At 60.3% G+C, this 18,797-nt stretch carries 16 protein-coding genes and 3 pseudogenes; 13 read left to right on the forward strand and 6 right to left on the reverse strand.

Annotation, left to right across the window (positions count from 1 at the left end):
- Positions 1-12 precede the first annotated feature (12 nt).
- From yaaA to GIR22_RS16140, 8 genes and pseudogenes are all read left to right on the forward strand, one after another.
- Entirely contained in the window at positions 13-792 is a 780-nt protein-coding gene (gene yaaA, locus GIR22_RS16110; protein WP_154744295.1) for a peroxide stress protein YaaA, read from the forward strand.
- Positions 793-1,117: 325 nt separating this feature from the next.
- On the forward strand, positions 1,118-1,396 hold the full coding sequence (locus GIR22_RS16115) for an alginate O-acetyltransferase AlgX-related protein (protein ID WP_154744296.1): 279 nt from the start codon (positions 1,118-1,120) through the stop codon (positions 1,394-1,396).
- 167 nt (positions 1,397-1,563) lie between these two features.
- On the forward strand, positions 1,564-3,096 hold the full coding sequence (locus tag GIR22_RS16120; protein WP_154744297.1) for an MBOAT family O-acyltransferase: 1,533 nt from the start codon (positions 1,564-1,566) through the stop codon (positions 3,094-3,096).
- Between the two features lie 50 nt (positions 3,097-3,146).
- Positions 3,147-4,136, forward strand: a pseudogene (locus GIR22_RS16125) (alginate O-acetyltransferase); the annotation flags it as partial.
- Between the two features lie 85 nt (positions 4,137-4,221).
- A pseudogene (locus GIR22_RS26670) lies at positions 4,222-4,314 on the forward strand (alginate O-acetyltransferase AlgF); the annotation flags it as partial.
- A gap of 85 nt (positions 4,315-4,399) precedes the next feature.
- Positions 4,400-5,833, forward strand: a complete 1,434-nt coding sequence (locus GIR22_RS16130; protein WP_154744299.1) for a mannose-1-phosphate guanylyltransferase/mannose-6-phosphate isomerase — start codon at positions 4,400-4,402, stop codon at positions 5,831-5,833.
- Positions 5,834-5,988: 155 nt separating this feature from the next.
- Positions 5,989-6,453 carry a multidrug transporter gene (locus tag GIR22_RS16135; RefSeq protein ID WP_154744300.1) on the forward strand — a complete coding sequence of 155 codons (465 nt, stop codon included), beginning with the start codon at positions 5,989-5,991 and terminating at the stop codon, positions 6,451-6,453.
- Positions 6,454-6,474: 21 nt separating this feature from the next.
- Positions 6,475-7,286: pseudogene (locus GIR22_RS16140) on the forward strand (SDR family oxidoreductase).
- Between the two features lie 159 nt (positions 7,287-7,445).
- On the opposite strand, the gene GIR22_RS16145 reads toward GIR22_RS16140, so the two are convergent.
- Genes GIR22_RS16145 through GIR22_RS16160 form a run of 4 tightly spaced genes read right to left on the reverse strand, consistent with a single transcriptional unit; the run spans position 7,446 to position 12,212 of the window.
- Positions 7,446-8,306, reverse strand: coding sequence for an efflux RND transporter periplasmic adaptor subunit (locus GIR22_RS16145; RefSeq protein WP_154744301.1), 861 nt, complete (start codon positions 8,304-8,306; stop codon positions 7,446-7,448).
- Positions 8,307-8,316: 10 nt separating this feature from the next.
- Positions 8,317-8,517 (reverse strand): DUF1656 domain-containing protein, encoded by a 201-nt coding sequence (locus GIR22_RS16150; protein WP_154744302.1) that lies wholly within the window; start codon positions 8,515-8,517, stop codon positions 8,317-8,319.
- Complete coding sequence (locus GIR22_RS16155; RefSeq protein ID WP_154744303.1) at positions 8,507-10,690, reverse strand: FUSC family protein; 2,184 nt, start codon at positions 10,688-10,690, stop codon at positions 8,507-8,509. The genes GIR22_RS16150 and GIR22_RS16155 overlap by 11 nt, the downstream gene beginning before the upstream one ends.
- A 10-nt stretch (positions 10,691-10,700) precedes the next feature.
- Positions 10,701-12,212: an efflux transporter outer membrane subunit gene (locus GIR22_RS16160; RefSeq protein ID WP_178122298.1), complete on the reverse strand. Its 1,512-nt coding sequence runs from the start codon at positions 12,210-12,212 to the stop codon at positions 10,701-10,703.
- 189 nt (positions 12,213-12,401) lie between these two features.
- On the opposite strand from GIR22_RS16160, the gene GIR22_RS16165 reads away from it, so the two are divergent.
- The 5 genes from GIR22_RS16165 to GIR22_RS16185 all read left to right on the forward strand — a co-directional run bounded on the left by GIR22_RS16165 (position 12,402) and on the right by GIR22_RS16185 (position 16,912).
- Complete coding sequence (locus tag GIR22_RS16165; RefSeq protein WP_154744304.1) at positions 12,402-13,370, forward strand: LysR family transcriptional regulator; 969 nt, start codon at positions 12,402-12,404, stop codon at positions 13,368-13,370.
- Between the two features lie 100 nt (positions 13,371-13,470).
- Positions 13,471-14,445, forward strand: coding sequence for a 2-hydroxyacid dehydrogenase (locus GIR22_RS16170; RefSeq protein ID WP_154744305.1), 975 nt, complete (start codon positions 13,471-13,473; stop codon positions 14,443-14,445).
- A 227-nt stretch (positions 14,446-14,672) separates the two neighbouring features.
- Positions 14,673-15,575: a chemotaxis protein gene (locus tag GIR22_RS16175; protein WP_154744306.1), complete on the forward strand. Its 903-nt coding sequence runs from the start codon at positions 14,673-14,675 to the stop codon at positions 15,573-15,575.
- 3 nt (positions 15,576-15,578) lie between these two features.
- A complete protein-coding gene (locus GIR22_RS16180; RefSeq protein WP_178122299.1) occupies positions 15,579-16,061 on the forward strand; it encodes a GNAT family N-acetyltransferase in 483 nt (160 codons plus the stop codon).
- A gap of 107 nt (positions 16,062-16,168) precedes the next feature.
- Entirely contained in the window at positions 16,169-16,912 is a 744-nt protein-coding gene (locus tag GIR22_RS16185) for a YkgJ family cysteine cluster protein (RefSeq protein WP_154744307.1), read from the forward strand.
- A 48-nt stretch (positions 16,913-16,960) separates the two neighbouring features.
- Here the strand turns inward: GIR22_RS16185 and GIR22_RS16190 are convergent, their stop codons facing one another.
- Entirely contained in the window at positions 16,961-18,166 is a 1,206-nt protein-coding gene (locus GIR22_RS16190; RefSeq protein ID WP_154744308.1) for a transporter substrate-binding domain-containing protein, read from the reverse strand.
- A 182-nt stretch (positions 18,167-18,348) separates the two neighbouring features.
- Entirely contained in the window at positions 18,349-18,591 is a 243-nt protein-coding gene (locus tag GIR22_RS16195) for a hypothetical protein (protein WP_154744309.1), read from the reverse strand.
- Positions 18,592-18,797 lie beyond the last annotated feature (206 nt).

Consider the following 18,797-nt stretch of genomic DNA (forward strand, 5'->3'; position numbering starts at 1 on the left):
GGAGACGACTTCATGCTGATGGTGATTTCCCCCGCCAAAACCCTCGATTTCGAGACCCCGCCGGCAACCCCGCGCTTCACCCAGCCGCAGTACCTCGACCACTCCCAGGAGCTGATCGAACAATTGCGCGAGCTGAGCCCGGCGCAAATCAGCGAGCTGATGCACGTCTCCGACAAGATCGGCGGCCTTAACGCCGCACGCTTTGGCAGCTGGACCCCAGCCTTCACCCCCGCCAACGCGAAGCCGGCGCTGCTGGCATTCAAGGGCGACGTCTATACCGGGCTGAACGCAGAGACCTTCAAGGACGCCGATTTCACCTACGCCCAGGACCACCTGCGCATGCTCTCCGGCCTGTATGGCCTGCTGCGCCCGCTGGACTTGATGATGCCGTACCGGCTGGAGATGGGCACCAGGTTGGCGAATGCCCGGGGCAAGGACCTGTACGCCTTCTGGGGCACCCGTATCAGCGAGTGGCTCAATGAAGCACTGGCCGAGCAAGGCGATGACGTGCTGCTCAACCTGGCGTCCAACGAGTACTTCTCGGCCGTCAAGCGCCCAGCCCTGAACGCACGGATCATTAACACCGAGTTCAAGGATCTGAAAAACGGCCAGTACAAGATCATCAGCTTCTATGCCAAGAAAGCCCGCGGCATGATGAGTCGCTTTGTGATTGAAGAGCGCATCAATGACCCGGCCCAGCTCAAGCAGTTTGATGCACAGGGCTACCGCTTCAATGCGCAGCAGTCCAAACCGGACAATTTGGTGTTCCTGCGCGATCACGCACCGCAGTAATCCGTCGAGCCTGTAGGGACGAGGGGTCTTTTGCGTAGTGGCACCCTTTACTTAAAACAGTAGTGGCACAAAACCATACCTCTCGCTAACCCACCACAACTACTCATTCAAACAGTAAGTGCCATTAATTTAGTACCAGTGCCATCTTTTCTAATACTTCAATAAATCTCAATAAACAGGATGAGCGGCCAGGAACTATGTCCCTCACGCGCCGCTCATACCACCGGCAACGATTTAGCCAAAGAGCAGCGAACAGTTGCTACATCAACTTTGGCTTCATGGTCTAACCCTCCGCAGTTTAATGAGGGCAAGCGATAAGTTTTTATTGCTATCTCTTATAGCCAAGTGGGTGCAGGCATCTTGTCCTGCAGGGCAAAACCACCCTTCACACCATCGTCGTGCGCAGCACTGTATTTCCCAGGCTCAGGAAAATCTACGCACCGAATTCGCCACCAACCCCGCCGGCTACACCTGGGAGTTCTCGCCGCTGTATTGCCTCGACCAGGAAACCATCTACCGCCAAATGATGTCGTTGTTGGACAACAGCTGCGAAGGCAAGCCCGCCCAGATGAGGCCGGCCGTGATCCAGAGCAAGCATCGATGATCGTTCCCACGCTCTGCGTGGGAATGCAGCACAGGACGCTCAGCGTCCCAAAGCGTGATGCAGAGCGTCACAAGAAGCGTTGCCACGCAAAGCGTGGAAACGCTCATATGGACCTCTCCGGTTTTTCATGGGGGGGTTGACTGTTGGTTAAACATGGAGAGATCGGGATGGTTTTCTCGTCCAATGTGTTCCTGTTTCTGTTCTTGCCGATCTTTCTCGGTTTGTACTATTTGAGCGGGCAACGCTATCGCAATCTACTGCTGCTGCTTGCCAGCTACGTGTTCTACGCCTGGTGGCGGGTGGACTTCCTGGCGCTGTTCGTCGCCGTCACCCTGTGGAATTACTGGATCGGCCTCAAGGTCGGTGCGGCGGGCATACGCACCAAGCCGGCCCAGCGCTGGCTACTGCTGGGTGTGGCGGTTGACCTGTGCATCCTCGGCTACTTCAAGTACGCCAACTTTGGCGTCGACAGCATCAACCTGATGATGCAGTCGGCGGGCCTGGAGCCGTTCATCCTGACTCACGTACTGTTGCCAATCGGCATCTCGTTCTACATCTTCGAGTCCATCAGCTACATCATCGACGTGTACCGCGGCGACACGCCTGCGACACGCAACCTGGTCGACTTTGCGGCGTTCGTGGCGATCTTCCCGCACCTGATTGCCGGCCCGGTGTTGCGCTTTCGCGACCTGGCCGACCAATTCAACAACCGCTCCCACACCCTCGACAAGTTCTCCGAGGGTTGCACGCGGTTCATGCAGGGCTTCATCAAGAAAGTCTTCATCGCCGACACCCTGGCGGTGGTGGCTGACCATTGCTTCGCCCTGCAAACCCCCACCACGGGTGATGCCTGGCTCGGCGCACTGGCGTATACCGCGCAGCTGTATTTCGACTTCTCCGGCTACAGCGACATGGCCATCGGCCTGGGCCTGATGATGGGTTTTCGCTTCATGGAAAATTTCAAGCAGCCGTACATCAGCCAGTCGATCACCGAGTTCTGGCGGCGTTGGCATATCAGCCTGTCCACTTGGTTGCGCGATTATCTGTACATCACCCTGGGCGGCAACCGCAAAGGCACGTTGGCCACTTACCGCAACCTGTTCCTGACCATGTTGCTTGGCGGGCTGTGGCATGGCGCCAATATCACCTACATCGTCTGGGGTGCCTGGCACGGCATGTGGTTGGCGATTGAAAAAGCCATCGGCCTCAATACCTCACCACGCCGCTTCAACCCGATCCGTTGGGCACTGACGTTCCTGTTGGTGGTGATGGGCTGGGTGATTTTCCGCGCCGAAAACCTGCACGTCGCCGGTCGTATGTACGGTGCGATGTTCAGCTTTGGCGAGTGGTCGCTGTCGGAACTCAACCGCGCCAACCTCACCGGCCTGCAAGTGGCAACCCTGGTAGTGGCGTACGCAACACTGGCGTTCTTCGGCCTACGGGATTTCTACCACAATCGGCCAGGGGAAAAAGCCAAGCCTGCCGACCCAAGCCTGATCAAGGCCGTACCCGGCGACAACCCAGGCAGCATCCACGAGCCAGGCTTCACCGTGGGCACTGACGCCGCCGTACAACCAGCCTACTGGGCTGCCGACTGGCCCCGCTACGCCATGCGTGCAGCGGTGCTGCTGCTGTTCGTGGCCTCGATTTTCAAATTATCGGCGCAGAGTTTCTCGCCGTTCCTTTACTTCCAGTTTTGAGGGAGCCGACCATGACCCGTTCATTACGCGTCCTCTATATCAGCCTGTTCATGGCCTTGCTGCTCGCCTTGGGCGCTTGGTCGCTGCGCAGTTTCTTTGGCTTCAACACCAACGCTGATGCGACGGTGTTGAATGGTCGGTGGGCCAAGGCCGTCGAGACTCACTACGACGACGCGTTCCCGATCAAGCGCCTGGGCACCAACCTCTGGGCGGCCCTGGACTACAAGCTGTTCAACGAAGGCCGTACCGGCGTGGTGCTGGGTCGCGACTATTGGTTGTACAGCGACGAAGAGTTCAACCCGACCGTCAACGAAGACCAGAACCTGCAAGGCAACTATGCACTGGTTGAAGGTGTGCGCCAGAAGCTCAAGGCCCGGGGCATTCAACTGGTGATGGCCATCGTGCCGGCCAAGGTGCGCCTGTATCCGGAGCATCTGGGCGAGGTTCGCCCGGCAAGTATTCATGCCGGTCTCTATCAGGACTTTCACACCCGTGTGGCGGCCGAAAACATCATCGCTCCGGACCTTTTGGGCCCGCTGCAACAGGCCAAGCTCCACGGCCAGCAAGTGTTCCTGCGCACCGACTCCCACTGGACCCCGGATGGCGCGGAAGTCGCCGCCAGGCAACTGGCCAATACCATCGCCGCCAAGACACCGCTTAGCGGCAAGCCGCAGCGCTTTGTCACCGAGGCCGAGAACACCTCCCCGCATAAGGGCGACCTGCGCCTGTTCCTGCCGCTGGACCCACTGTTCGAAAACCTGATGCCGCCCAAGGAGCCCCTGCAAAAACGCGTGACCCATACCGTACAAACCAAGACTGACGGTGACAACACCTTGTTCGCCAACAACGAAATACCCGTGACTCTGGTGGGCACCAGTTACAGCGCCAACCCCAACTGGAATTTTGTCGGCGCCCTCAAGCAAGCCTTGGGCAGCGATGTCATCAACCATTCCAAAGACGGTCACGGCCCGATCCTGCCAATGCTTAATTACCTGGAAAGTGATGACTTCAAGAACAGCCCGCCGCAGGTACTGATCTGGGAGTTTCCTGAACGTTATCTACCCGTGAACAACGAAATCGGCGACGCCGACCCCAAGTGGGTCGCACAGCTCAAACAAGCCGGTACGCGAGATCAACCCGGTGAAAGTCAGCCGGGCGTTGTACGATGGCAACCAGAAAGTCGGCGAGGTGAAACCAGTTGCGCTGGAGCGCGCTGATCGCGTGAGCCAAAGCTGCAAGTGAACAGCTTTTAACTTGTGGATTGCAGCTTGCCGCTGAACTGCCCCACTCCAGGAGATCCCCCATGATTCCAGTCATCCTTTGCGGTGGTAATGGCTCACGTCTTTGGCCGCTTTCCCGCAAACAGTTTCCCAAGCAGTTCCTGGCGCTGAGCGGCGAACACACCCTGTTTCAACAAACCCTCGAACGCCTGGTGTTCGAGGGCATGGACGCGCCTATCGTGGTCTGCAACAAGGACCACCGCTTCATCGTCAACGAGCAACTGAGCGCCCTCAACCTGGATAGCCTGCGCATCCTGATGGAGCCCTTTGGCCGCAACACCGCACCGGCCGTGGCGTTGACCGCGATGATGCTGGTCAATGAAGGACGTGACGAGTTGATGCTGGTGCTGCCAGCCGACCACGTCCTGGACGATCAGAAAGCCTTGCAACACGCCCTGGCCCTGGCCACCGTGGCGGCCGAGCGTGGCGAGATGGTGCTGTTCGGCGTACCGGCTACCCGGCCCGAAACCGGCTATGGCTACATCAAGTCGACCAACGATTCGCTGCTGCCCGAAGGCGTGAGCCGAGTGTCGCAGTTCGTCGAGAAGCCCGATGAGAAACGCGCCACCGAGTTCGTCAACAATGGTGGCTATTTTTGGAACAGCGGCATGTTCCTGTTCCGCGCCAGCCGCTTTCTCGAAGAACTGAAAAAATACGACCCGGACATCTACGACACCTGCCTGCTGACCCTCGAACGCAGCGAGCAAACCGCCGAGACCGTGATTCTGGACGAAGCCACCTTCGCCTGCTGCCCGGACAACTCCATCGACTACGCAGTGATGGAAAAAACCCAACGCGCCTGCGTGGTGCCGTTGAACGCCGGCTGGAGCGATGTGGGTTGCTGGGCATCGCTGTGGGAGGCCAATAAAAAAGACGTCAACGGTAATGTCACCAAGGGCGACGTAGTGATCCAGGACAGTCGCAACTGCATGATCCATGGCAACGACAAATTGGTGTCGGTGATCGGCCTGGACAACATCGTGGTAGTGCAAACCAAGGACGCGATGATGATCGCCCACAAGGACAAGGTCCAGGGCGTCAAGCAGATGGTCAATACCCTCAACGAACAGGGCCGTAGCGAGACCCAGGACCACTACGAAGTCTATCGTCCGTGGGGCTCCTACGACTCGGTGGGCATGGGCGAGCGTTTTCAGGTCAAGCATATCTCGGTCAAGCCGGGGGCGTGCCTGTCGTTGCAGATGCACCACCATCGCGCCGAACACTGGATCGTGATCAGCGGCACCGCCGAAGTGACCTGTGGCGAGAACGTGTTTCTTCTCACGGAAAACCAGTCCACCTACATCCCGATCGCCTCGGTGCACCGTTTGCGTAACCCTGGGAAGATCCCATTGGAGATCATTGAGGTGCAGTCGGGCAGCTATTTGGGCGAAGACGATATCGAGCGGTTTGAAGATATCTACGGCCGCTCAACGCTGATTGAACGCGGGGGTCGGTGAAACCACCGCACAATAACTAGAGTCGCACAAGAAACCCCCATCCAGCCGACGGCATCCCCTATCCGCAGCCAGTTGGGCGGGGCTGATCGTTCCCCCTCTTTTGCTCGTTAATCCACCCACAGGTACGATGGTTCATTCATCCGCGAGGCTGTCATATGTTCTTCGGCGTTTTACTGATCATCACCTGGCTGGTCCTGCTGCTGCGCTATCCGGCCAAGGCCTTGCCCGTGTCCCTGGCGGCACTGGCCGGCCTGGGGCTGGTGGCGCTCTGGGTGGTGTGGTCGGATAACCGCGAAGCCCGGCAATTGGCACAGTTGGAGTTGCGCATCAGCTACGCGCCCGGGCAATGTCCGGCAGACCGCCCCTTGCAACTCAAACTGCACAACGGCAACGACGTGCCCCTGACCGAATTGCGCTGGCGCCTCGCTGCCTATGCGCCAGGCGACACGATCAACCTGGCCGACAATGTCTACACCGCCCCGCGCTATCGCGGCCCTGGCGAGTTACAGGCCGGCGGCGTCTGGGACGACTGCCTGCCAGTCCCGCCGCTACGCCCCGGCTATCGCCCGCAAACCCTGGAGTTTCGCGCCGAGTATTTGCAAGGCAGTTTCTCCGATTAAATAACGACAAAGGACTGATACATGCCCAACGTACTCATCACCGGTTGCTCCAGCGGCATTGGCCGTGCACTGGCCGACGCCTTCAAAACCGCCGGTTATGACGTATGGGCCACCGCCCGTCGCGCCGAAGATGTCACGGCATTGGTCACGGCCGGTTTACCGCCGTGCAACTGGACGTCAACGACGGTGCTGCACTCAAGACATTGGCAGAACAAGTCGGCGAGCTGGATGTGCTGATCAACAACGCAGGTTACGGCGCCATGGGCCCGTTGCTCGATGGTGGCACCCAGGCGATGCAGCAGCAGTTCGAGACCAATGTGTTTTCCATCGTCGGCGTGACCCAGGCACTGTTCCCCGTCCTGCGCCGCCACAAGGGTCTGGTGGTGAATATCGGCAGCGTTTCCGGTGTGCTGGTGACGCCGTTTGCCGGCGCCTACTGCGCCTCAAAGGCCGCCGTACATGCCTTGAGCGATGCCCTGCGCATGGAGCTGGCACCGTTTGGCGTGCGGGTGATGGAAGTCCAGCCGGGCGCCATCGACACCCACTTTGCAAAAAACGCCGGGGCCCAGGCTGAGTTGCTGATCAGCGAACAGTCGCCCTGGTGGCCGCTGCGCGACAGCATCCGAGCGCGGGCGAAAGCATCCCAGGACAAGCCGACACCAGCTCGAGAATTTGCCGCCGATGTGCTCAAGGCCGTGCAACAGCACACACCACCGCGGCTGTTGCGCTCGGGTAACGGCAGCCGAGCGTTGCCGTGGATGGCGACGTTGTTGCCCAAGGGGTTGTTGGAGACAGTACTGAAGAAGCGTTTTGGACTGGATAAAGGGTTGTAACTCTAGCATCTCGCCGCCCCGCTCGTTCCCATGCTCCGCGTGGGAATGCCTCTTGGGACGCTCCGCGTCCCGCCAGTCGCGCACGACTCAAGCCTTGTGCAAGGTGTGACGCAGAGCGTCACGGGCTGCATTCCCACGCGGAGCGTGGGAACGATCAGACTAGTTCTGTGCCTGCTTGACGATCACCGTGCAGGTAATCCCCGCTGCCAACAGCACCCCCTCCGGTACTTCATCAATGTGAATCCGCACCGGCACCCGCTGGGCCAGGCGCACCCAGTTGAAGGTCGGGTTCACATCGGCAATCAGTTCTCGGCTCTCGGGGTTGTCACGGTCGTAGATGCCACGGGAGATGCTTTCCACGTGGCCCTTGAGGGTTTCGCCGCTCATCAGTTGCATGTCGGCTTTATCACCGACTTTCACGTGGGGTAGCTTGGTTTCTTCGAAGAAGCCATAGACCCAGAACGAATTCATATCCACCACCGCCATCTTCGCTTCACCGATGCGTGCGTAGTCGCCACGATGCACGTTGAGGTTGGTGACGTAGCCATCCACCGCCGCCAGCACTTGCGTGCGCTTGAGATTCAGCTCGGCCGCTTCAAGTTGTGCCCGCGCGTGTTGGTAGTCGGCCAGGGCTGAATCGGCAATATTGCTGGCGTCGTCGCGGTTTTCCCTGGAGATCACCAGCGCATCAAGATCGGCACGGCGATGGGCATTGACCTTGCGCATCTCCCAGGTAGCTTTGCGGGACGCTACCAGCGACTGTGCCTGCTTCACGGCGATCCGGTAGTGCTCGGGGTCGATCTGCATCAGCAGGTCACCCTTTTTCACCAATTGGTTGTCGCGCACCGGGACATTCACCACCTCGCCGGTGACGTCAGCGGCCACATTGATGATGTCGGCGCGCACCCGACCATCCCGGGTCCAGGGGGTTTGCATGTAATGCACCCACAACGTGCGGCCAATCCAGATCGCCAGGGCCAGCACCAGCAGGGTTGCGAGCAGGCTGAAAAACTTTTTCATCAGGGCATTCTCAACGGTAGACAGTCAGCGCCAGGGCGCCGAAAAGACAGGTGAACAGGCTCAGGCGCAGCAGCGCCGGGTGCCAGAAAAAACGGTACAGGTCAAAGCCGGCCAGAAAGCGATCCAGGGCCCAGGCCAATCCCGCCGCGATGAAAAACATCAGGGTCATGGTCGGCATATAGATGCCGTGGAAAGCGATTTCACGAGGCATGAGCGGGTCCGGATGGGTTGAGAGCGGCCAGGGGCGATTGCGGGTCCAGCAAGGACGTGCGGATAAAGTGCAGGTAGCTTTTCACCCGGCGCAGGGCCGAGGTATCGAAATGCGGGGCGAAGGGTTCGTCGGTGGCCTGGACCTGGCTGATGGCGTGGTCCACGGCGCTCAGGCCACGCTCCAGGTTGCTGGCACTGGGTTGCAGGAACAGCCGCACCAGGGAACGGCCCATCACCCGGATCGCCTGGCGCCAGGGCTGGGATTCGGCGTACGCCGGGTGTACCGGCAGAATGGCCTGCTCCTTACGCAGCTCAATAATGGCGTGGCCGACTTCCAGCACCACGAACATCCAGCGCAACAGATCACGCTGCACTTGCGGTTGGCCGGCGGCCAGGCCGTAAGCCTGGTGCAGCAAATCCCGCGTGCGGCTTTCAAGGCGTGAGGCCAGGCCCTTGAGTTTGCCGCTGATGGCGTAGACCACTTGTTCACGCAGGTCCTGCTCCAGGCGGCGCCACAACCAGCGGCTGTTGGGCGGCAGGATGATCGCGCCTGCTGCCGCACACACCAACATACCGATGATCATGGCGATGTAGTCGTTGATAAAGGTGTAGGGGTTGTAGACCGTCAAGTTGTCCGGCACCGAGCCGGTGCTGAAGAAAATCAGCAGGCCCAGGCCGACACCCGCATATTTGGGCCGCGAGGAGAGGAATGCACCCAGTACGATCACCGGCGCGAGCATCACGCACAACAGTGGAAAACCGTCGATCAAAGGGAAGACGAAGAACATCTCGACAAACCCCACCAACGCGCCGATCAAGGTGCCGCAGGCCATCTGGAACGCCATGCGTTTGGGGTTCGGCGTGGCAGCCGACAGCCCCACGGTGGCCGCCGCGATCAAGGTCATGGTGGCACCGCTGGGCCAGGCCGTCGCCACCCAGTAGCTGCCCAGTATCACCAGGATGAAGGTCGCGCGGATCCCCGAGGCGGCACAGGCCAGCCAATTGGCTTTGGGGGTGAAAGGTTCGTCCCACAGTTCGCGTTCATGGCTGTGCTCGGCCAGGGATGCGTGGGTCTGTGCATAATTGTGCAGGTCATCGACGAAGCGATACAACAGCTCATAGGCGGTATGAAAATCCAGTTGTTCAGCATCGCTTGGGGCACTTTCCTGGAACCGCGCCCGCAGGCTGCGCACCTTGGTGGGCAAGCCTTCCTTGTAGGCTGCCAGTAGGCTGACGAGGCGCTCGGCATCAGGGCTGGTGAGAGCACGACCACTGAAGTTATCGAGCAACTCGGTCAGGTCTTGCAGGCCCGGCTTGATGGCCCCCACCACATGGTCAGCCTCGTGGCTGCGCAAACGTTCCAGCAATTGGTGCAAGGCATTGAAGCGCGTAGTGATGCCCATGAATTCACTGTTCAACCGGCTGAGGCGACCATTGCGCCGACGCATATGTGGGTCTTCGAACACCGTAACGCTGCGCAGCCCTTCCAGGCCCACGGCTTCGGCGATAAACCGCACATTGCTGCGTTCAAACCCTTCGCGCGGGCTACGTCCTCGCAGCCCATCGGTGACAAACAGCGCGAACGTCCCGAAGCGCTGGTACAAGGCATTACGCATGGCCGCGCTGGCGCTTTGCGGCAGGACCGCGGCGCTGACCACCGTGGCACAGAGAATCCCCAGGGAGATTTCCAGTACCCGCCACACTGCCGCCATAAAGGCCCCGTCCGGGTGGGCCAAGGCCGGCAAGCCGACCATTGCCGCCGTGTAGCCGGCCAGCACAAAACCATAGGCGCGAAAGTTGCGATAGCGCGCGGCACCGGCCGTGCACAGGCCTACCCAAATCGCCAGTGAGCCAAGGAACAACTCGGTGTTCTGTGCAAACAAGGCGATCAAGAACACCATCACCGCCGAGCCGGCCAAAGTGCCGAGGAAGCGATAGAAACTCTTGGCGAACACTTGGCCGCTTTGGGGCTGCATGACGATAAACACAGTGATCATCGCGGTGCGCGGTTGTGGCAACTCCAGGCGCATGGCCAGCCACAGGGTCAGGAACCCGGCAATCAGCACCTTGAAGATGTAGACCCAGGTCACGCCATCACTGCGTGCCCAGTCAAAAAAGCCACGGCGCCACTCAAGTGAATGCAGCCAGCGCAGCGGTGCAGGCAAGGAAGTCATGACGTCCTACTCAGTGATCGAAGACGGCCAGGGCCGTCGGGGTCTTGCTCGGTAACGTCTTGTCGGCCGCAGGTACATCGTTGCCAGCGCCCAGGCCGCCGCCCAAGGCTGTTACCAGTTCGGCATGGGTGCTCAGGCGGGTGGCCTGGACGTGTTGCTCGACCTGCTGCTGACGGAACAGCAGGCTCTGGGCATTCAGCACATTGAGGTAGTCGGTGAGGCCGCGTTGGTAGGCGATCATCGCGATGTCGTAGGTTTTCTGTGCCGAGGCCACCGACTCGGCGGCGAAGGCCTGCTGCTTGTCCATGGATTCACGGCGAATCAATTGGTCACTGATGCCTTTGAGGGCATTGACCAGGGTCTGGTTGTACTGGGCGACGGCAATGTCATAGCCGGCACTGGCCTCCCCCAGTTGCGAGCGCAGGCGACCGCCATCGAAGATCGGTAAGGTGATGGCCGGACCGACGCTGTAGTTGAGCTTCTTGCCGGTCAGGAACCCCAGCATCCCGCCGCCGGTGGCGACGTAGCCAAGGCTGCCCACCAGGTCGACGTTGGGATAGAAGCCCGCATGGGCCACATCGATACCACGGGCTTGGGCCGCCACTCGCCAGCGGCTGGCGACCACGTCCGGGCGCTGGCCGAGCAGTTCGGCCGGCAGCGTCGATGGCAACGTCAACGGAGCACCAAGGGACAAGGTCGGGCGCTGTAACGTCGCGCCTTCCCCCGGGCCCTTGCCCGCTAAAGCAGCAAGCTGGTTACGACTCAGGGCGATTTCCTCATCGAGGGCGTCCAGTTGCCGATGAGTTTCCGGCAAGGGAGTCTCGGCCTGGCTGACTTCAAAGTGGGTGCCGATGCCGCCGGCCAGGCGCTTTTGCGCCAGGTCGAGAATCTGCTGTTGTTGGGCCAGGGTCGCGATGACGATATCGCGCTGAGCATAGTGCAACGACAATTGGATATAGGCGCGTACCACATTGCTCTGCAACTCCAGCTCGGCCTGGCGTGCCTCGGCGGCGCTCATATGGGCCAGGTCCACGGCGCGTTCGGTGGCGTTGCTTTCCCGGCCCCACAAATCGAGGGCATAGCTCAAGCCCAGGGCGGCGTTGTTGTCCCAGGTGGTGGCGTTGTCCAGCTTGCCTGGGCCATAGAACTGATCACTGGGCCAACTGTGGCGCTTGAGGGTGGCATCACCGTTGACCTGCAACGACTCGGCGGACTCGACAACCCCGGCCATCGCCCGGGCTTCACGGACCCGGGCCGCCGCCATGGCCAAACTCGGGCTGCCTTGCACGGCGAGATCGATCCAATGGCTCAGTTGTGGGTCGCTGTAAGCCTGCCACCATTTCGCAGTGGGCCAGTGGGCATCCTGGGCAGCACTTTTGATCGCCTCGTCGGTGGCCAGGGTATTGGCGGCGAGGCTTTTACCTTGGGGGGCGATGCCTGCGGTACCGATACAGCCGCTGATTGCTAACGATAGGGCCCAAACACTGAGAGTCTTCAGCTCTCTGCTGATGCGACGCGGCACTGCTGAAAATTCCTGAGGTGGTCTTGCGGGGGAAGGTGATGCAATTCTAGGGGGTGGGCTGGGTGGCGATAAGCTGGGATTCTTGTGAATCTTTGTTACAGTTCAGGCGATAATCCATTGGCAGCCGCTTATTTACTCTGAAAAATAAAGACTTCGTGTCACAATTTGCCATCTCCCAGAGAGCACCCCATGGACACTTTGCAAAATATGCGCGCCTTTAGTTGCGTGGCCGAAGCAGGCAGCTTCACCGCCGCCGCCGTGCAACTGGACACCACTACCGCCAACGTCTCGCGCGCGGTCTCCAATCTGGAGGCCCATCTGCAAACCCGCTTGCTTAACCGCACCACCCGCCGCATCGCCCTGACGGAGGCCGGCAAGCGCTATCTGTTGCGCTGCGAACAGATCCTGGCCTATGTCGAGGAAGCTGAAGCCGAGGCCAGCGACGCTCACGCACGGCCTGCCGGGCAGCTGAAAGTGCACACCATGACCGGCATCGGCCAGCACTTCGTCATCGACGCCATTGCGCGCTATCGCCGCACCCACCCGGACGTGACCTTCGACCTGACCCTGGCCAACCGCGTGCCGGATTTGCTCGAAGAGGGTTACGACGTGTCCATCGTACTCGCCAGCGAGCTGCCGGACTCAGGGTTTGTGTCCCAGCGCCTGGGAATCACCTACAGCATCGTCTGTGCCTCACCGGCCTACGTCAAAGCCAACGGCTGCGCGCAACGGCCCAGTGATTTGCTCAACCACGCCTGCCTGCGCCTGGTGAGCCCGGTGATTCAACTGGACAAATGGTCCTTCAACGGTCCGCAAGGCCAGGAAAGCGTGGCCATCAACACCTCGCCCTTCCTGGTGAATTCGGCCGATGCAATGAAAACCGCGATCACCAGCGGCATGGGTGCGGGTTTGTTGCCGGTGTACGCGGCCATCGAAGGCCTGCGCAACGGAACGCTGGTGCGGATGATGCCCAACTACCGCTCCCAGGAGCTGAACCTGTACGCCATCTACCCATCGCGCCAGTACCTGGATGCCAAGATCAAGACCTGGGTGGAATACCTGCGTGGTTCCCTGCCGGAGATTCTGGCGGCCCATCAGGCGGAATTGGCGGCCTATGAATTGAGTGGCAACCTCGGCGGCGCTCGCCTGGCTAACTGATTCGTGCATTTTGCAGGGCCGGGGAGAATCGAGGTTTTGCGGGACCGGGATAAATGTTAGGTTGCTTAGCATTCTTCCGTAGTCGTTGAGCCCGCCCGCAATGAAAAAGACTGTCCTTGCCTTCAGCCGCGTCACCCCGGAAATGATCGAACGCCTGCAACAGGATTTCGACGTCATCGCCCCCAACCCCAAGCTCGGCGATCTCAACGCCCAGTTCAATGAAGCGTTGCCCCACGCTCACGGACTGATCGGGGTCGGGCGCAAGTTGGGCCGCGCGCAACTGGAAGGCGCGAGCAAACTGGAAGTGGTTTCCAGCGTTTCTGTCGGCTACGACAACTATGACCTGGCCTACTTCAACGAACGCGGGATCATGCTCACCAACACCCCGGACGTGCTGACCGAAAGCACCGCTGACCTGGCTTTCGCCCTGCTGATGAGCAGCGCTCGTCGCGTTGCCGAACTGGACGCCTGGACCAAGGCCGGGCAATGGAAAGCCAGCGTCGGCGCGCCGTTGTTCGGCTGTGACGTGCACGGCAAGACCCTCGGCATCGTCGGCATGGGCAATATTGGCGCAGCCATCGCCCGTCGGGGTCGCCTGGGCTTCAATATGCCGATCCTCTACAGCGGCAACAGCCGCAAGGCCGCGCTGGAACAGGAACTGGGCGCACAGTTTCGCAGCCTCGACCAGTTGCTGGCAGAGGCGGACTTCGTCTGCCTGGTGGTGCCGTTGAGCGAGAAAACCAAACACTTGATCAGCCATCGCGAACTGGGCCTGATGAAGTCCAGCGCAATTTTGGTGAACATTTCCCGTGGCCCAGTGGTGGATGAGTCGGCGCTGATCGAAGCCTTGCAAAACCAGCGGATTCGCGGCGCCGGGCTGGATGTGTACGAGCAGGAGCCGCTGGCCCAATCGCCGCTGTTTCAACTGAGTAACGCAGTGACCTTGCCGCACATCGGCTCGGCCACCCATGAAACCCGCGAAGCCATGGCCAACCGCGCCCTGGACAACCTGCGCAGTGCGCTGTTGGGCGAGCAGCCGCAGAACCTGGTCAACCCGCAGGTGTGGAAGGGCTAGGCTCCCAGGACATAACCCACCGAAACCCCTGTAGCCGCTGACGAGGTACGAGGCTGCGATGGGCTGCGCAGCGGCCCCCTACGGCGGTCCTGCGGACCGCATCGCAGCCTCGTACCTCGGCAGCGGCTACACAAACCCGGCCTTCTGCCCCGATTGACGCTAAAGCCTGGGGCATGCACGTCGATAACCCTCTATAGATTGTCATCCATGATCCCCAGAAGGTTTTTATGTCCGTCAACAAAGCCCGCGCAGACTCGCTCTCGCTCCTGCTCTTTACCTTGCGCAGCGGCAAGCTGATGGCGATCAACCTGCTAAAAGTCAGTGAAATCATCCCCTGCCCACCGTTGACCAAGCTGCCGGAGTCTCACCCCCACGTCAAAGGCATTGCCACTTTGCGCGGCGCGGCACTGTCGGTGATCGACCTGAGCCGGGCACTCGGGGAAATGCCCCTGCATGACCCCGACGGCGGCTGCCTGATCGTCACCGACGTCAGCCGTTCCAAGCAGGGCCTGCATGTGCAGGCGGTGAGCAAGATCGTCCACTGCCTGACCACCGACATTCGCCCACCCCCCTATGGCGCCGGTGGCAAGCGTTCGTTTATCACTGGTGTGACCCAGGTCGAAGGCGTGCTGGTGCAAGTGCTGGACATCGAAAAAGTCATCCACGGCATTGCTCCGGCACCGATCGAAGTGGCACCGACCGACTTGAGCATGGAAGAGGCCGAAGTACTGGGTAACGCACGGATCCTGGTGGTGGATGACAGTCAGGTGGCCCTGCAGCAATCGGTACATACCCTGCGCAACCTCGGCCTGCAATGCCACACGGCCCGCAGTGCCAAGGAAGCCTTCGACCGTCTGCTGGAACTGCAAGGCACTGTCGAGCAAATCAACGTGGTGGTCTCGGATATCGAAATGTCTGAAATGGACGGCTACGCACTCACCCGCAGCCTGCGGGAAACCCCGGACTTTCAGGACCTGTACGTGCTGCTGCACACCTCCCTGGACAGCGCGATGAACAGCGAGAAAGCCCGGCTGGCCGGTGCTAACGCGGTGCTGACCAAATTCTCCTCGCCGGAGCTGACCAAGTGCCTGGTGGCGGCAGCCCGGACTGTGGCACAACAAGGCCTCTGACCCGTGGCCGAGTATTTTCAACTGTTGCGCCGCGACCTCACTGGCACCCTGCCCGTCCCGCAATGGCCTGTGGATATTCGTCTGGGCCACTACCACGACGAACTCGCCCCGGCGATCCACAGGCTCTTGTGCCAGGCCCAGGAACAAGGCGGCGGCCGTGTGGGTGCCCTTGACCCGTGGCGCCAACAGTTCGTCACCAACGCCGAGTTCGACCCGACCTTATGCCTGGTCGCCAGCAATGCCGAAGGCATCCTCGGCGTGGCCCAATGCTGGACCAGCGCCTTCATCAAGAACCTGGCCATCCACCCCGACGCTCAGGGCCGGGGCTTGGGCCGGGCCTTGTTGCTGCATACCTTTCAAGTGTTCCAGCAACGGCGCGAAGCGTTTGTTGACCTCAAGGTGCGCGAATCCAACCTGCGCGCCCGGCAGCTGTATGAAAGTGCCGGCATGGCGTTTGTGCTCAGGGATCTCGTTTCCGGGGAATAAGGCGCTGGCGCATAACTTGCTTTGCAGAATGCCTGGGCGGTGAACAGAGGTATAAACCCGTCACCGCACGTGAGCCCCTTCTGACCTAGCCTGGTGACAGATCCGCCATGAACACTCACTTTTCCTGCGTAGGCTGCGGTAAATGCTGCACCGACCATCATGTGCCCCTGACCCTCGACGAAGCCCGGCAATGGGCGGCGGACGGCGGTAATGTCATCGTTCTGGTGGAGGGTTTCCTGGGCAACGGCCTGGGCCTGCCTGTGCTGCAACGCGAGCACGCCGAGCGGCGCTCCGTGATTGTCCAAAGCGGCAGTACCGAAGCCTATGTGGCCATCACCTTTGCCGCCTACAACGTCGGCCCCTGCCGGAATCTTGACGAAAACAAGCAATGCCGCATCTATGAGCGCCGGCCACTGGTCTGCCGGATCTACCCCATGGAAATCAATCCTCACATCCCTCTGAGCCCGGCAGCCAAGGACTGCCCGCCAGAATCCTGGGAGCAGGGCCCGGCGCTGATTGTCGGCGGCGAGTTGGCAGACCTTGAACTGGCCGAGCTGATCCGCCGCTCGCGGCAGGCCGACCGCGATGATATCCAGGCCAAGGAAGCGCTGTGTGCGTTACTGGGGATTCGCACCACCGCCCTCAAGGGTGATGGGTTTACCGCGTACCTGCCGGACATGCATGCATTTACGGCCGCAATCGAACAAACGGTCGAACAACCATCGATCGCGAATGAGTGGCTGTTTCATGTGTCCGGGCTGGATATAGCCGAACAACTGTTGGATGCCGGGGCGCGGATCGCGACCGAGGTAGCGCTCAACTATGCGTTTATCTCGTTGCGGGTGGCCTGACTCCAACTGATAAACCCATTATGACGATGGGGCTCCTCTCCCGCACATTCAGTTGGCCGGCATTGGGCCAGGGAGTTCATCCCGTCCCTGGCTCACCGCGATGCATCCAATTGCAACCATGGCCCTGCGTGGCAACCGGCGTACCGATATAACGCTGCGCGCGGGCAGGCGATTCGTCGGGAAATAGCTCAAGTACACCTCGCTGACCTGGGGTAGATCATCCAGGTCCGTCAGCAAGAGCGTGCATTTGACCACATGGGCCAGGGACGACTGATGACGCTCAAGCATCTCCCGCAAGAGGTGCATGGCCTGTTTCATTTGCGCAGCCGCTCCGCCGTGCACCGGGTTGCGGCGCGCATCCAGCCCCAGGACATCCGAGAAATAAAGGATGTTGCCAACCTTGACCACCTCGGAAAACGGCAATCCCGACGCGCCGGGATAGAACTGCGGGCCAACGCCCGCGACCGGCATCACACGCTCTTCCTTGGGCAGATAACGCTCGGTAATACGCTGGTACTCACCCGTTTGCTTAAGTTGTCCAAGGGCGCGATTAAGGTCATCACGCAACGCCGTGTCGAGCTTGCGCACCCCGATCGCCACGCCCTTGCCCAACTGCTCGCCCATCACGGCGGGGCCGGAGAAATTGAAGTCATGCCCATTGGGGGTGTCGAGCAGTGCTTCGCGGATTTCAATCATGCCTTGCAGTGTTGCGTCGATATCCCCTGCCACCAGGCTGCTGATCAGTTGGTCATTGATCCAGAAGCTCTTGACGATCACCCCGCCCGGCGCCCATTGCTCATGGGCAAAGGCTTCGCGGTTGCTTGCGGCCAACACGCCGACCCGCTTGCCCCGCAGAGACCGCACCGTGGGGACCAGGCCCGAATCCTTGCGCGCCACCAGGTGAGTGGTGAGCGGATAAAGGTCGTCGGTAAAATCAATCAGCTGCCGCCGTTGCGGGGTCGAGGCCATTCCCATGATTGCGTCGAAACGCCGTCGCTCCAGGGCAGGAATACTGTCGGCAAATACCTGATCGACCCAGATACAGCGGACATTGAGCTGCGCGCACAAGGCATTGCCCAGCTCGATATTCAAGCCTACCAGTTGGCCTTTTTCATCACGGCTTTCATAGGGTGGAAACTGTGAAGCGATGGCGAAGCGGATTTCGCTGCGGGGCTGATCGTCTGCAGCGACGGTGAAAAAGCTGCCGAACATCACCGAGACGATGAGCGTAGCAATGATCTGTGTCACAGCCATGGGGCACCTTTTCCTGAAAGACCAACATCATCAGCTCCCGTTTCTGTCAGATAGAATCGAGGAGTGGGAGACGTGTAAGCTTTCAAGAAATGGTCGATGGCGGACAAGGCGAAAGGTCAGCAATTGCTGTAGGTACAGCTGACCATTGCCAGGGATTTATTACCGGGTACAGCCCAAAACAGTCAGCGTTTGCCCATTGAACGCCGGGTACCAGGAGGGGCCATGCCCGGGCTCTTGGTGTGGCCGTTCTTGGCGCCGTTTTTGTACCAGGGCTGGCTGGCATTTTTCGCCCCGGCAAGCTCGCCCGGGTTGAACGGAAACTTGAACGCCGGGATCTCGGTCTTGGCTGCGCTTTCGACGTCTTCAGCAGTGATCTGCTCGTCGGCTTCGACAGCTTCAACAGGGGGTTGTGTCGGGGAATTCATGGAAGCTCCGGCGGGTAAATAGGCGTAGGGCACGAGTATACCTGTGCCGGAGGTAGCAAGCTGCAAGCTTCAAGTGGCAAGTACAGGCTTGTCGTTGCGCTTAGCTGTCCGTGCTGTCAGTTAGCGGTCACCCTGCTGACCGGATCATGAAGCTATAAAGCAGCTTTCAACTTGCAGCTTGCAGCTTATTAAAACGTGCAACTGCG

It is taken from the genome of Pseudomonas karstica, assembly GCF_009707515.1.
Classification (GTDB): Bacteria; Pseudomonadota; Gammaproteobacteria; order Pseudomonadales; family Pseudomonadaceae; genus Aquipseudomonas; species Aquipseudomonas karstica.